This window comes from Variovorax sp. P5_A3, from assembly GCF_056400665.1.
In genome coordinates, this window is record NZ_JBFUKW010000001.1 from 15,544 (window position 1) to 30,514 (window position 14,971).

Consider the following 14,971-nt stretch of genomic DNA (forward strand, 5'->3'; position numbering starts at 1 on the left):
CTACCTCTCCTCTACGCGACCCTTCCGAACCACCACAACGAAAGCCCTGCCGAAACAAGCATCAGCAAACCCGCCAGATAGGCAAACACCGCAGTAATCTCGGTTTCCTTTCTTTCGAACACCAGCCGGCTCTGGAGGGCTTCGTAGACCTTCTTCAGGTCCGTGCCGCTGCCGGCGTGGAAATACTCACCTTGGGTCAGATTGGAGACGTTCTTCAGGGTGTCCTCGTCCAGGCGAACGCGCATGCTCCACCCTTCGACGGAAACCACATCGCCCTCGGCCGAACCGAAGCCGACGGTGAATATCTTGACGCCACGGCTCGCGGCCACCTGTGCGGCTTCCATGGGTTCGGGGCCGACCGAGTTCTGGCCGTCGGTGAGCAGCACGATCACTGCGGCCCCGTAGGAGCCGGGCGCCACCGGCCTGAAATCCGGTGCATCGGCGGCGCGACCGAGGTCCCCATGCTTCCACTTCGGGTTGCGCTGATTGCCGAACTCCGCCGGATCGATTCCGGCTTCCGGAAAAATCGTGGCCAACGCAACCATGATGCCGCTGCCGATGGCCGTCCCAGGCTGCAGCTGCACCCGGTCGATGGCGGCCAGCACGTCGTCGCGGCTCAGCGTAGGCCCCTGCACCACGTTCGCAGAGCCGCCATAGGCCACCACGCCGATGCGGACGCCGCGCGGCAACTGTTGCGCGAAGGTTTTCGCGGCCGCCTGGGACGCCGTGATGCGATCGGGCGCCACGTCCGTCGCACTCATGCTGCCCGAGACATCCAGCGCGAGGATGACAGTCTGTTGCCGTGTCAGCAACGTGACATTCGCCATGGGGCGCGCCCCCGCGACGATCACGGCGCCCATGGCGACCAGGAGAAGCGCCGGCGGTAGATGGCGCCGCCAGCCCATCCACTTGCCGACGGCCTGCCGCACCACGGCCAGGCCGGGGTAACGCAGCGTCTGCGGCCTGCGTCGGCGCAGCATCCAGACGTAAAGCAGGGCCAAGACCGGCAGCATCAAGGCCGACCACAGCATCTCGGGCCACAGGAACGTCACGGCGATCCTCCAGTGAAGCGAAGCATGACATGCACGAGGCATGCCCGCATTCATCGTTTGGCATATCAATTATCGTCAGGCCCAGGGAGCCAGGAACTGACTCGAATAGTCAGCCGCGGCGCAACCGATGCAAGGTGATCTCGGGCGGGCAATTGAACCGGACATCGACCAGCGACGACCCGCAGCCCACTGAGGTGTAGCCTGACATTCCACGGTGCTCCCAAGGTCCCCGCGCCGTGGCGCGCGGCGCATTGGAGTCCGTGAGGATCGGAATGCCGCCGGGCAGGCAGATCTGCCCGCCATGGGTGTGCCCGCTCAGCATCAGGCTGAAGTCGGCGTGCGCTGCAAGCCGATAGGGCTCCGGCGTATGCGAAAGCAGGATCGCGCAATCCTCAGGCGCGATGTCGGCTGCAGCCTTGTGAAAATTGTGTGTTCGAAAGTAATGCGCGTCGTCGATGCCGACCAGCATGAGCACCTCGCCCTGGCGTTCGATCCGCACCGATTCATTCATCAGCACGGCAATGTCGAGCGCCTCCATGCCCGGCACCATGCGGATGGTGTCGTGGTTGCCCAGCACGGCATAGACCGCATCGCCCAGATGAGGCCTCAAGCGTGCCAGCGCGGCGAGCGTCGGCGCGTACGGCCCGAAGGTGCGGAACCGGAAGTCCCCGGTCAGCACACAGACGTCATGGGCCACGCAGCGCACGCTGTCGATCAGGCGCTCCAGATGGGCCTCGCTCATGTCGATGTGCAGGTCGCTCAGGTGCAGCAGCCTGAAGCCCTCGAAAGCCGCAGGCAGACGCGCGAGCCGGACCTCGTTGTCCCGCAGCCGGATGTCCAGCACGTTGCGCCGCCCGCGCGCGTGCATTCCGGTCAGCGTGAGCGTGACACGAATGACGCTTTGGAGGGAGTACCAGTGGTCGAGATGGAAAAAGCGCGTTCCGGGGCGGACGACGCGCGCCTCGTGCTCGCCTTCGAGGCTCAGGCGTTGCCGCAGATGCGCGCGGCCGATCCTCGCTTCGAGGACAGCGAGATCCCTGCGCTCTTCTTCGCTGCAGTCGGACAGTTTCATGGCATGTCCGACTCTACATGTCCGGGCACGGAGCGGCTGCGAGCCGCCCCTGATCAGCCCGGCGGAGGAACCAGGATGTCCGTGCAGTTCGTGGTGAAAATGTCGAGCATCATCGCCAGTCGCCCGATCAGTCGATCACTGTAGTCTCTGTTCGGGTGCACGAAGTCGACCAGATCCCAAGCACCATAGAACGGCACCGAACCCCAGTCGGCAAAGGGAACGCCCGTATTCATGGCGATCGCTTGAATGACCGAGTCGTAGAAATCCCGGAGCTGAAGTGACACGTTGCTGAGTGGCCCGCCCCTGGCCTGGTGGGAAAAGCCGGTCAGCACCGGCACGCGGCCCTCATTCCGTACCCTCTGGATCATGTCGTAGTAGTCGACGATCACGGAGTTGATGTTCCTCCCCTGCCACGCATCGATGACACCGTTCTCGATGATCACGTAGTGCGCGCTGCGGGTCTGGTAGGGAAAGACAGGCGCCAAGTCGCCAAGACGCATGCCCCCGACCGAATGATCGGCGACGATCAACAGGTTCGGCCTGACCTGCTGCAACCTCATGGCGGGAGTCACGGCGGTGCTGTTGGAGGCCATGATCGAGTCGCCATAGATCTCGACTGTGCACAACGAAGGGTCCTCGGCAGGCTTTCTCAGGGTCGCGGGATCTTTTCCCATCGATGAATCAGCCACAGGCGTTGCGACCGACTGACCCGCAGTAGCGAGCGCCGCATTGCCTACGCCCCCATCTCCACCTCCTCCACAACCGGCAAGCAATCCTGCCAGCAACACGGCGACAAGAACTTGAATCATGGATTCACCTCCTCGGCTCGCTGCAACCGCTCCCTGCGTGTGCGGCCGGGACATTGACACTGTTTGATCGGAATGGCGAGCGTTATCAAGTCAACGCCACCGTTAAAAAGGTCAAGCTCGCAGCTTCAGAGGTTCAGCTGATGAGCCGGTCGGCCCGCACCAGCAGCGACTGCGGCAGTTTCAGCCCGATCGCGTTGGCGGTCTTCAGGTTCAGCACCAACTCGAAGGTCGTGGGCCGCTCGATCGGCAGGTCCGCAGGCTTGGCGCCCTTGGCAATGCGATCAACGTACGACGCGAGCCGCGCATAGGAATCCACGAGGCGTGGCCCGTAGGTACAGAGGGCGCCACTGTCCGCGAAGACCGGCCAGCCCGACATGACAGGCATCTTGCGCGCAATGGCGAAATCAAGGATCTGCCGCCGGTTGGCCACCGCGAAACTGTCGCTGAAGATCGACACCGCACGTGCCGGCGAAGCGGCCATGGCCTCCAGCGAGGAAGTCAGTTCGTCGCGCGTTCGCGCAGGAAAGTATTCCGTGCGCAGGCCGAGTTGCCTTGCCGCGCCATCGGTGTAGTCGCGCTCGATGTGCGAGCCGGGGTGCTCGGGGTTGGCCACGATCGCGACGTCGCGCACTGACGGAACCATCTCGCGCAGGATCTCCAGCAGCTTGGCGTTCATCTCGGCGGCGAGCAGCGTCAGGCCGGTCATGTTCGAGTCGGGGTGCGCGAGGCTCTTGGCGAAGCCGGCCGAGACGGGATCGCCGCTGAAGACGTAGGCCACCGGCACGGCCACCGGGAGCGTGCTCACGACGTTGACCGCCGGCCCGCCCTGCACGAGCAGGATGTCGATCGGAATTCGCTGGAGTTCCGCGACTTGTTCGGGGACGCGTTGCACCGAACCGTCGCCGTACCTGAACTCGATGGAGACGTTGCTGCCCTCGACATAACCCAGCTTGGCCAGCGAGGCGCGCAACCCGGCGACCATCGGCGTCAGGGTGGCAGGCTCCTGCGCGGTGACCCACCCGAGGCGCAGCACCTTGTTGTCGGCCGCGCGTATCCGCGAACTGTTCTGCATCAAGGCAAGGGCGAACGCGGTGCCCAGGACTGTGCGTCGTTGCATGGGGGGAGCGTGCATCTTTGGACGGGACTGCGCAAGATAACTTCAGGCTAGGCTGGATGGCCGAGAGCGTGTGCTCTATATTGATTGCCGGCCGCAAGAATCCAATCGAGCATCAGCAGAGACGGAGGGCCCCATGGTCGGCAGCGCGGCGGTGCGCTGCACTCGGCGTTTTCTTCGCTCGGCCAGTAACCCGAAAACCCCGGAGCCCGAAATAACACCCGGGGACCGACGCAGGTAGCCGCCTCGACAAAACCCCGCATGCAGCACAACGTCATCAAAGGAGCGAACCATGCAAATCGACGACGACAAGCTCAACGCCCTGCTCGCCAGGATGGTCACCGAGTTCGGCGCGCTGGCCAGTGCGCCACTGGTGATCCTCGGCGACCGGCTCGGGTTGTACAAGGCCATGGCGGGCGCCGGGCCGTTGACGGTGGACGACTTCAGCGAACGCACGCGCCTGCGCGTGCGCTACGCGCAGGAGTGGCTCAATGCGCAGGCCGCGAGCGGCTTCGTCGACTACGACCCGAAAGCGCAGACCTACACGCTCTCGCCCGAGGCCGCACTGGTGCTGGCGGACGACAGCAGCCCCGCCTTCATGGGCGGTGGATTCGAATGCCTGATGTCGATGATCTATGACATCGACAAAGTGCAGAGGGCCTTTCGCGACGGCACCGGCCTCGGCTGGCACGAACATCACCCGAGCCTGTTCACCGGCACCGAACGCTTCTTCAGGGCCGGCTACAACGCGAACCTGGAGCCGAGCTGGATTCCGGCGCTGGACGGCATGAGCGACCGGCTGCAGGCAGGCGCTCGCGTGGCCGATGTCGGCTGCGGCTTCGGCGCATCGACCATCGTGCTGGCCCAGGCCTACCCCGCTTCGACATTCGTCGGCTACGACTATCACGAGCCTTCGATCAACGCTGCGCGCGAGCGCGCAACCGCAGCGGGCGTCGCCGATCGCGTGAGCTTCGAGGTGGCTGGCGCGAAGACCTATCCGGGGCGCGACTTCGATCTGGTCGCGTTCTTCGATTGCCTGCATGACATGGGCGACCCGGTCGGCGCGGCGAAGCACGTGCGCGAGACGCTGTCTCCGGACGGCATGTGGATGATCGTCGAGCCGTTTGCCAATGATCGGCTGGAGGACAACATCAATCCGGTTGGGCGGATCTTCTACTCGGCGTCGACGATGGTGTGTACGCCATGCTCGCTGTCGCAGGAAGTGGGGCTGGGGCTTGGGGCGCAGGCTGGGGAGAAGCGGTTGAGTGGGGTTGCGCGGGAAGGCGGGTTCAGTCGGTTTCGGCGGGCTGCGGAGACGCCGTTCAATCTTGTGTTTGAGGCCCGGCCTTAAATTCCCGTCATCGGGATCGCACTTGCTCCACGTACGTAGTGCTGTTTGGGAAGGCAGCGCTGCGTAGATCCTTGCCAAGCCGACGCAACCACTGGGTTGCACGAAACGCAATGTACTCAGGCTATTTTTGCGTTGGACACACTCCCCCCTCGTCTTCAAACTCCCGCCCAAGCGTTCGCCACTCGGCGTCTCGCCTTTCAAGAAAACGGAGACAAGTGAATGACGACGAATTGGGGCATCCCCTCGCACGGGGGTTTCGCAAAATGAGCGGTCCATTGCAAGGCATCAGAGTGATCGAGATGGCAGGCCTCGGCCCCGGTCCTTTTTGCGCCATGATGCTGGCCGACATGGGCGCTGACGTCGTGCGCATCGAGCGTGAGAACGACGTGGCACCGCTGCAAGGCAAGAACGACATCAACAGCCGCGGCAAACACAGCGTCAAAGTCGACTTGAAGTCGCCCGAGGGGGCCGAACAGGTGCTGTCGCTGATCGAGCATGCCGACGTGTTGATCGAAGGCTTTCGCCCGGGCGTGATGGAGCGTCTGGGGCTGGGCCCCGATCTCAGCCTGCAGCGCAATCCGCGCCTGGTGTTCGGCCGGATGACAGGCTGGGGCCAGTTCGGCCCGTTGGCCCATGCGGCCGGACATGACATCAACTACATCGCGCTGAGCGGCATGCTCGGCGCCATGGGCCGCCACGGTGAGCCACCTGCGCCGCCGCTCAACCTCGTCGGCGACTACGGGGGTGGCGCGATGATGCTGGCCTTCGGTATCGCCTGCGCCCTGGTCGAGACACGCGCCAGCGGCAAGGGCCAGGTGATCGACGCAGCCATGACCGACGGCACAGCGCTGCTCGGCTCGTTGTTCTACGGACTGAAGGCCCAGGGCTTCTGGAGCGCGCGGCGCGGCAGCAATCTCCTCGACGGCGCCGCTCCCTTCTACGACACCTATGAGTGCGCCGATGGGAAGTACGTGGCAATCGGGTCCATCGAGCCGCAGTTCTATGCGCAGTTGCTCGAGACGCTGGGTCTCGCCGCCGACCCGGCCTTCGCGCGACAGACGGACAAGCGCCAGTGGCCCGAACTCAAGCGCCGCGTGGCGGCAGTGATCGGCACACGCACGCGCGTCGAATGGACCCAGCGCATGCAAGGCACCGACATCTGCTTCGCGCCCGTGCTTGACATGGAGGAGGCGCCACTGCATCCGCACAACCTCGCTCGCGGCACTTTCATCGACATCGATGGCGTGACACAGCCGGCTCCCGCGCCGCGTTTCAGCCGCACGGTGCCTGAAGTGCGTCATGGAGCCGGTCAACCATCGCTTCCCATCGAGTCGGTGCTCTCTCAATGGAAACAAGAGGCGCCCTGACGCCCATCACCGCCGTTCATTCATCCATCCAACACCATCCAGACAGGAGATAGAAATATGACCCAACCAGTGATCGTCGCCGGGGTCGGCATGATTCCGTTCAAGAAGCCGGGCGCCAGCGCCAGCTATGTCGAGATGGGCGCCGGGGCTGCGCGCCAGGCACTCGCGGACGCCGGTATCGGCTACGAGCTGATCCAGCAGGCCTACGTGGGCTATGTCTATGGCGATTCGACCTCAGGCCAATCGGCGCTGTACGAAGTCGGCCTCTCGGGCATTCCGATCGTCAACGTCAACAACAACTGCTCCACGGGCTCGTCGGCGCTGTTCATGGCGCGCCAGGCCGTCGAGAGCGGCATGGTCGACTGCGCACTGGCGCTCGGTTTCGAGCAGATGCAGCCGGGTGCGCTGGGCAACGTGTTCAACGACCGGCCGGCGCCGATGGGCAAGAGCATGGCCGTGTCCGAAGCGCTGACGGCCGACGTCGACCAGATGCCGATGGCCCTGCGCATGTTCGGCGGCGCGGGCCGCGAGCACATGCAGAAGTACGGCACGAAGCTGGAGACCTTTGCTGCCATCCGCGCCAAGGCCAGTCGCCATGCAGTCAACAACCCGTTGGCCATCTTTCGCAAGGAAGTCACCGTGGACGAGGTGATGAATGACGTCCAGGTCTGGCCCGAAGTCATGACTCGCCTGATGGCCTGCCCACCCACCTGCGGCGGCGCCGCGGCAGTGATCGTGTCGGAGCGTTTTGCGAAGAAGCACGGCCTGCGCACCGATGTACGCATCCTCGCACAAGCGATGACCACCGACTACCCAAGTTCCTTCGAGCCACCTTCGATGATCAAGATGGTGGGCTTCGATATGGCTCGCTCGGCCGCGCAGCAGGTTTACGAAAAGGCCGGCGTCGCACCCAAGGACATTCGGGTCGCCGAACTGCACGACTGCTTCGCCCACAACGAACTGCTCACCTATGAGGCGCTGGGCTTCTGCCCCGAAGGCGGCGCGGAGAAGTTCGTGAACGATGGCGACAACACCTACGGCGGCCAGGTCGTGACCAACCCATCGGGTGGCCTCTTGTCCAAGGGGCATCCGCTGGGCGCCACCGGCCTGGCGCAGTGCTACGAGCTGACGCATCAGTTGCGCGGCACGGCCGAAGCACGTCAGGTGCAAGGCGCCGAACTTGCGCTGCAGCACAACCTTGGCCTCGGCGGCGCCTGCGTCGTCACGCTGTACGGCCGCGGCTGACCTACCCGTCCCAAGGAGACCCGACGATGACAGACAAGAGCCTTATCGGCCGCTCGCTCGGCGGCGGAAACGTGGAGGTCGAGAAGGGCCGCCTGCGCTTCTTCGCCAAGGCCACCGGCCAGAACGACCCTGTCTACAGCGACGAGGCGGCAGCGCGCGACGCGGGCCACCCGACCCTGCCGGTGCCGCCCACCTTCCTGATGTGCCTGAACAGCGAGGTGTCGGACCTGGTCGAGACGCTCGCCACACTCAAGATGGACCTCCGACGCATCCTGCATGCGGAGCAAGCCTTCGACTACCACCGCATGGCCTATGCCGGCGACACCCTGAAGTTCGAGACCCGGGTCGCCGACGTCTACGAGAAGAAAGGCGGTGCGCTGCAGTTCGTCGTCAATGAGACCCGCGTCACCAACCAGAAGGGCGAGCACGTCGCCGACCTGCGCGGGACGATCGTCCAGCGCAATGCCTGAGGAGTACGGCACCATGCAAACCATCCGCCATGCCGACGTGAAAGTCGGCGACGCGCTGCCGGCACTCAAGCTGCCCGCGATCAACCGCACCGCGCTGGCCTTGTACGCCGGCGCATCGGGCGACCACAACCCGATCCACATCGACGTCGACTTCGCGCGGAAGGCGCGCATGCCGGACGTGTTCGCCCACGGGATGCTGTCGGCCGCCTACATCGCGCGACTGTTGACTGATTGGGTGCCGCAGCGGCAGGTGCGCTCGCTCGCGCTGCGTTTCTCGGGCATTACGCACCTCGGCAACGAACCCACGCTGACCGGCCGCGTGGCCGAGAGGTTCGAAGTAGACGGCGAGCCACGCGCGCGCATCGAGATGCAATGCGCCAACCAATACGGCGATCTCAAGATCGTCGCCGAGGCCGTGGTCGCACTGCGCTGACCCGCCACCTTCCCTTTCGCTTTACTCCCGAACAACCGAGACACACATGACCAAACTTACTGGCAAGACCGCCCTCATCACCGGCTCCGGCCGTGGCATCGGCCGCGCCCTGGCGCTCAAGCTCGCTTCCGAAGGCGCCCGCGTGGTCGTCAACGACCTGGATGCCGAACCGGCAAACGAAGTGGTCGAGATCATCCGCGGCATGGGCGGCGAAGCCGTCGCCTGCGCCGGCAGCGTCACGGCATCCGACTTCGCGGAGCGTTTCATCAAGACGGCGGTCGACAACTTCAAGGGGATCGACATCATCGTCAACAACGCCGGCTACACCTGGGACAACGTGATCCAGAAGATGACTGACGAGCAGTGGTACGCGATCATGGATTGCCACCTCACTGCGCCTTTCCGCATCCTGCGCGCCGCCTACCCGGTCATCAGCGCCGCAGCCAAGTCTGAAGCGGCTGACGGCCAGGAAGTGTTCCGCAAGGTGGTCAACATCTCGTCAATCGCTGCCGGAGGCAATGCGGGCCAAGCCAACTATTCGTCGGCCAAGGCCGGCCTGCTGGGCATGACCAAGACGCTGGCGCGCGAATGGGGCCGCCTGAAGGTCAACGTGAACGCGGTCGCGTTTGGCCACATCGAGACGCGCCTGACGCAAGCGCTGGCCGGCGATGCCAGCAAGACCGTGACGATCGAAGGCCGCGAGATCAAGGTGGGCATCCAGCAATCCATGATCGATGCAAGCAAGCACATGATTCCGCTCGGCCGCCCCGGCACGGCGGAAGAAGCCGCAGGCTCCGTCTACCTGTTCTGCACGCCCGAGTCCAACTACGTGTCGGGCCAGGTCCTGGTCTGCGGCGGCGGCTTCGGCAACATCTGAGCACGAAAGGCGCATGCACATGCTCGACAACATCCGCTCGTCCTGGATGGACGAAGACCTGGAGGCGTTCGCCGACACGGTTCGCCGTTTCTGCCGCGAATACGTAGAACCCAACGACCTGAAATGGCGCGATCAGCACCAGACCGGTCGTGAAGTCTGGCGCAAGGCCGGACAGCTCGGGCTGATCCTGCCCGACGTGCCTGAGGAATACGGCGGCTCAGGTGGCACGCCCGCCCACGCAGCAGTCGTGATGCGCGAACTGGGCTATGCCGGCAACTCCGCCTTCGGCTCGGGCATCAACCACATCGTGGGCCACTACATCCTGGCCTTCGGCACCGAAGAACAGAAGATGCGCTGGCTGCCCGGTATTGCCTCAGGGGAGATCATCACCTCGGTCGCCATGACGGAGCCGGGCACAGGCTCCGACCTGCAGGGGGTCCGCACCAGGGCCGAGAAAACGGGCGATGGCTATGTCATCAACGGCGCCAAGACTTTCATTACCAACGGGCAGTTGTGCGACATGGTGGTGGTGGTCGCCAAGACCGACCCCGGCCAGGGCGCCAAGGGAATCTCGCTGTTGATCGTCGATGCCAACGCGAAAGGTTTCCGCCGCGGCAAGGTGCTGGACAAGGTCGGCCAGGAAGGCGGCGACACCTCGGAGATGTTCTTCGACGACTGCTTGGTGCCAGCCGACTGCCTGCTCGGCGGCAAGGAAGGCCAGGGCTTTTTCCAGCTCATGGGCCAACTGCCGTACGAGCGGGCGCAGATCGCGATCGGCGCCGCCGCCCAGATGGAGCGGGCGCTGGCTCTGACAGTGGAATACGCCAAGGATCGGCGAGCCTTCGGCAAGCCGATCATCGAGTTTCAGAACACCCGCTTCGTGTTGGCGGATGTCAAGGCGACGACGCTCGCCGCGCGCACCTTCGCCGACCACATCACGCAACAGTGGATCGACGGCCGACTCGATGCGAGCCTGGCCTCCATGGGCAAGTTCTGGATCACCGAACGCCAAGGCGAGGTGATCGACAAGTGTGTGCAGCTCTTCGGCGGCTACGGCTACATGATGGAGTACCCCATCGCGCGCATGTACGCCGACGCGCGCGTGCTGCGAATCTACGGTGGCAGCAACGAGATCCAGCGCGAGTTGGTCGGCCGCTCGCTGTAGCCGATAGCCAGGAGCGCGCGCTGAGCTCGATGCCCGCGCGCGCCCGGTTCCGCTTTTCAATCTAGAAATGGGGCACGCGGGCACGGTGTTGCACGCGCGTGGCCCTGCAGGAGACAAGACAATGTATTTGACCCAGGGCCTGCACAAGGCATTGCAACTGCGTCCGGACGCACCAGCCGTGCGCTTCATGGGCAAGAGCCTTACCTACGCGCAACTCGGCGATCGTGTCGCGCGCCTGGCCGGTGCGCTGCAGAAGCTCGGCGTGAAGAGCGGCGATCGTGTGGCGATGTATTCACTCAATTCAGCGCGATACATCGAGTACGACCTTGCAGTGGCATGGGCCGGTGGTGTGCTCAATCCAGTGAACATCCGCTGGAGCCCCGCCGAAATCCTCTATTCGCTGAACGACTCCGGCACCACCGTATTGATCGTGGACGACACCTTCAAGAAGGCGGTCGCGGGCATTGCCAGCCAGGCCACGACGTTGCGGCACCTGATCTACGCGGGCGACGGCGAAACGCCCGAAGGAATGCTCTGCTACGAGACCCTGATCGCGCAAAGCGAACCCGTGTCCGACACGTGGCGCCATGGCGATGACCTGGCCGGCATCTTCTACACGGGTGGCACGACCGGCTTCCCCAAGGGAGTCATGCTCAGTCACAACAACCTCGGCATCTCGGCCACCAGCAGCGTGCTGAACGGCAGCTGCGGACCGAGGTCGCGCTACTTGCACTGCATGCCGATGTTCCACCTTGCGGACTTTGCGGCAACCGTCGCGCTGTTCATCACGGGCGGCACCCACATCATCATCCCGATGTTCGAACCCGGGCTGACCCTCCAGAGCATCTCGCGTGAACGTGTGACCGAGGTGCTGATGGCGCCGACCCTGATCCAGATGACTCTAGACTGGCTGGAGTCGCACCCGGCTGAAGCGGCCGAGCTCGATCTCTCATCGATAGAGAGGCTGACCTACGGCGCCTCGCCAGTCTCGCCTACTCTGCTCGTTCGGGCGAAGTCCGTATTCCCGAATGTGGATTTCTATCAAAGCTATGGGATGACCGAGCTGTCGCCGGTGGCTACGACGCTCTTCCCGGAGCATCACAAGGGTGAGACTCTTCGATCGGCTGGACGCGCTGTCACCAATGTCGAACTCAAGATCGTCGACACCGAGGGCAAAGAGGTGCCGCACGGCACCCAAGGCGAGATCGTGGTGCGCGGCGGCAACGTGATGCTCGGCTATTGGAACAAGCCCGCCGAGACGGCGGCGGCGTTGAAGAACGGGTGGATGCACACGGGCGACGGCGGTCACATGGACGACGAGGGCTTTGTCTATGTGGGCGACCGCATCAAGGACATGATCATCACGGGCGGCGAGAACGTCTATTCGACCGAAGTGGAGAACGCCGCCACCAGCCACTCAACTGTCGCCCAGTGCGCCGTGATCGGCATTCCCAGCGAGAAGTGGGGCGAATCCGTTCATGCAGTGCTTGTGCTGCGACCGGGCGCCTCGCTCTCGCTGGAGGAACTGCGTGCGCACTGCCGCGAACGCATTGCCGGCTACAAGCTGCCGCGCAGCATGGAGATTCGCACCAGCCTGCCGATATCCAGTGTTGGCAAGGTGCTCAAGACCGACTTGCGCAAGACTTTCCAAGTCGCCGAGTTTGTTGCCTGACATTCGGGCGGGGAGTTGCCGAACCTGTTGCAATCCTGCTCAGCGTGTGCCGGGCGATTCGTGCTGCAATTGCGACGTGTGTCGCTTCGTACAAGACGCGTCGCCAATTCGATTGCAGATCGCGACGACGGCCGCGGCGGATTCTCGATCCGCGGGATTGAGCTTCAGTGCGTTCTCCAGCGTAGCGATCGCCAGTCGGTCCTGCCCGCCACGCTCGAGGGCGAGCGCGTAGACATAGGTGAAACGCGGGTTGTCCGGCGCAAGCTCTGCGGCGCGACGCAATGGCACGAGCGCTTGGTCGAGATGGCGTTGACGCAGCAGGGACAAGCCCAGGGCGTGCTGGGCGGTGGCATCGCCGGGAAATCTCGCGGCGACATCGCGCAGGAGCGATTGCGCATCTTCTTCCCGGCCTTGGGCGCGATAGACATCGGCGAGGTTCAGCAAGGACACGGCGAGATCCGGGGCCAGGTCGATCGCCTTCTTCAGCGCTGCCTCGGCCTCGGTCCACCTGCCCAGGTCGGCATAGAGGGTGCCGAGGTTGTCATAGGACTCCGGCCGATCGGCGTTGAACAACTGCACCCTGACGTATTCATCGATGATCGCGGAGAGCCGCGCCTGGTCCTTCGCGTCCCAGGCCGCGACCGGCACCCCAGCCAGCCAGCGCGCGACGGACATGCGAACCCCCTTGACCGGATCGGAAAGCAAGGGGCGCAGCCATTCGAAACGGATCTCGGGTGACGAAGTAGCCAGCGCCTCCACCGCGGTTCGCCGCACCAACGGGTCACGGTCCTGCAGCAGCTTGCGGATCTGGTTCAGCCCTTCCGGCCCCATCGCGGGAACGGCTCGCGACATGGCACTGGCGCGCGCGATCGACGACTGGTTGGTGTCCTCGAAGACCTTGGACAGCAGTGACAGTGCTTTCTCGTCGCCCTTGTCGAAGGCGGCGAACGCTGTCTGCAATGGGGGATGCCGCGCGTTGATGCCCGGATACCAGCGCTGTACCCACTGCGACGCCCACTCGGGCGACTTGTCGACGTGGCACTTGTTGCAGGCATTCGGAACGCCCGTGCCCACCGAAAGATCGGGCCGCGGCACCCGGATGCCGTGATCGTGCCGTGGGTCGATCGACATGTAGGTGGTCGTCGGCATGTGACAGGCGATGCAACTGCTGCCGGTTGAACCCAGTTCGTGGAAGGTGTGAGTCGGTGCCTGGTACTTGGCCGGTGCATGGCATTGAAAGCACACCGGGTTGCCCGGTGCGCGCAGCTTGAGCGAATGCGGGTTGTGGCAGTCGCTGCAGGTCACGCCCTTCTGGTACATCAGGCTCTGCTGGAACGAAGCGTAGTTGTAGACCTCGGCCTTCATTTGGCCATCGGGCCAGAACAGGGCCTTGTCGAGCAGCGAAGGCACATGCGTGTCGAGCAGCGGCTTGCCATGCACATAGTCGTCGGAGATCTGGCTGCGATGCGAGTGGCAGCGCGCGCACAACTCGACTTCGGCGCGGTCGGGCGCCGCAGGCGGGCTGCGCACCGCGTTGCCGCTTTCCGCGCTGATGGTCCAGTGCGCGTCCTTGCGATCCCGCAGCAACTGTTCCAGGCCCATCGTTGCATCCGACAGCCGGGCTGCCCCGGACAAGGCCGCCCAGGCCATATGGCGGGAGCCCGGGCCATGGCAGCTTTCGCAGCCGACGTTGCCTTCGGACCAGGTGCTGCCGTAGGTGCGCGTGACGACATCGAACTTCTTCTTGAAGTTGGTCGTATGGCATTCGGCGCACATGAAGTTCCAGTTGTTCTGGCGGCCGGTCCAGTGCAGCGGGTCACCGGGCTTGACGTTCTGCCCGGCGTGCAGGTCGAACCAGCGCTGGCCGCCCTTGTCGAGCGGGCGCGCGTCCCAGGCCATGGTCAGTGCCTGCATGCCTTTGTCGGGCATCGGGACCAGGAACTGTTGCAGCGGATAGACGCCCAGGGTGTGAGTCACCTCGAACTCCTGTTCACGTCCGTCGCGGTCCTGAGTCTGGACGTAGAACTTGCCGTCGCGCTGCCGGAACCGCGAAGTGATGCCAGCCTCCGTGAATGTTTCTCCATGGAAGGGTGCAAGCACGCTTGAAGGCGTGGCGTGCTGCATCGCCAGATCATGGTGTGAACCCTGCCAGGCCTGAAAATCAGTCTGGTGGCAAGCGGCACATGCCTGGGACCCGACAAACTTCGCGACCGACGACGGCGCGTCAGTGCCCGAGGCGATTGGGTGAGGCGCAGTTGCAGGTCGAAGGAGCAGCCACGCGAACAAGAGCGAGAAGACACTGACGGCCAGCGCGATCGCAACAAGCTTCCGCTGTTGGATGCGC

Annotated in this window: 13 protein-coding genes; 8 read left to right on the forward strand and 5 right to left on the reverse strand. The window is 64.2% G+C overall.

Going from position 1 to position 14,971, the window contains the following annotated elements:
* Window positions 1-11: 11 nt before the first annotated feature.
* From AC1D3B_RS00080 to AC1D3B_RS00095, 4 genes are all read right to left on the reverse strand, one after another.
* A complete protein-coding gene (locus AC1D3B_RS00080; RefSeq protein ID WP_478188630.1) occupies window positions 12-1,052 on the reverse strand; it encodes a VWA domain-containing protein in 1,041 nt (346 codons plus the stop codon).
* 109 nt (window positions 1,053-1,161) lie between these two features.
* Window positions 1,162-2,124 (reverse strand): metallophosphoesterase, encoded by a 963-nt coding sequence (locus tag AC1D3B_RS00085; protein ID WP_478188631.1) that lies wholly within the window; start codon window positions 2,122-2,124, stop codon window positions 1,162-1,164.
* A gap of 53 nt (window positions 2,125-2,177) precedes the next feature.
* On the reverse strand, window positions 2,178-2,933 hold the full coding sequence (locus tag AC1D3B_RS00090) for a GDSL-type esterase/lipase family protein (RefSeq protein ID WP_478188632.1): 756 nt from the start codon (window positions 2,931-2,933) through the stop codon (window positions 2,178-2,180).
* A 133-nt stretch (window positions 2,934-3,066) separates the two neighbouring features.
* Window positions 3,067-4,050, reverse strand: a complete 984-nt coding sequence (locus AC1D3B_RS00095) for an ABC transporter substrate-binding protein (RefSeq protein ID WP_478188633.1) — start codon at window positions 4,048-4,050, stop codon at window positions 3,067-3,069.
* Window positions 4,051-4,339: 289 nt separating this feature from the next.
* Between AC1D3B_RS00095 and AC1D3B_RS00100 the strand changes: the two genes are divergently transcribed.
* From AC1D3B_RS00100 to AC1D3B_RS00135, 8 genes are all read left to right on the forward strand, one after another.
* On the forward strand, window positions 4,340-5,398 hold the full coding sequence (locus tag AC1D3B_RS00100; protein WP_478188634.1) for a class I SAM-dependent methyltransferase: 1,059 nt from the start codon (window positions 4,340-4,342) through the stop codon (window positions 5,396-5,398).
* Window positions 5,399-5,661: 263 nt separating this feature from the next.
* Window positions 5,662-6,765, forward strand: a complete 1,104-nt coding sequence (locus AC1D3B_RS00105; protein WP_478188635.1) for a CaiB/BaiF CoA transferase family protein — start codon at window positions 5,662-5,664, stop codon at window positions 6,763-6,765.
* A gap of 57 nt (window positions 6,766-6,822) precedes the next feature.
* Entirely contained in the window at window positions 6,823-8,010 is a 1,188-nt protein-coding gene (locus tag AC1D3B_RS00110; protein ID WP_478188636.1) for a lipid-transfer protein, read from the forward strand.
* Window positions 8,011-8,036: 26 nt separating this feature from the next.
* Window positions 8,037-8,480, forward strand: a complete 444-nt coding sequence (locus AC1D3B_RS00115; RefSeq protein WP_478188637.1) for a MaoC family dehydratase N-terminal domain-containing protein — start codon at window positions 8,037-8,039, stop codon at window positions 8,478-8,480.
* A gap of 13 nt (window positions 8,481-8,493) precedes the next feature.
* Complete coding sequence (locus AC1D3B_RS00120) at window positions 8,494-8,913, forward strand: MaoC family dehydratase (protein ID WP_478188638.1); 420 nt, start codon at window positions 8,494-8,496, stop codon at window positions 8,911-8,913.
* A 46-nt stretch (window positions 8,914-8,959) separates the two neighbouring features.
* Window positions 8,960-9,790: an SDR family NAD(P)-dependent oxidoreductase gene (locus AC1D3B_RS00125; protein ID WP_478188639.1), complete on the forward strand. Its 831-nt coding sequence runs from the start codon at window positions 8,960-8,962 to the stop codon at window positions 9,788-9,790.
* Between the two features lie 13 nt (window positions 9,791-9,803).
* Window positions 9,804-10,955 carry an acyl-CoA dehydrogenase family protein gene (locus tag AC1D3B_RS00130; RefSeq protein WP_478188640.1) on the forward strand — a complete coding sequence of 384 codons (1,152 nt, stop codon included), beginning with the start codon at window positions 9,804-9,806 and terminating at the stop codon, window positions 10,953-10,955.
* A gap of 121 nt (window positions 10,956-11,076) precedes the next feature.
* Window positions 11,077-12,627 carry an acyl-CoA synthetase gene (locus AC1D3B_RS00135; protein ID WP_478188641.1) on the forward strand — a complete coding sequence of 517 codons (1,551 nt, stop codon included), beginning with the start codon at window positions 11,077-11,079 and terminating at the stop codon, window positions 12,625-12,627.
* Window positions 12,628-12,666: 39 nt separating this feature from the next.
* Here the strand turns inward: AC1D3B_RS00135 and AC1D3B_RS00140 are convergent, their stop codons facing one another.
* Window positions 12,667-14,604, reverse strand: coding sequence for a tetratricopeptide repeat protein (locus AC1D3B_RS00140; RefSeq protein ID WP_478188642.1), 1,938 nt, complete (start codon window positions 14,602-14,604; stop codon window positions 12,667-12,669).
* Window positions 14,605-14,971 lie beyond the last annotated feature (367 nt).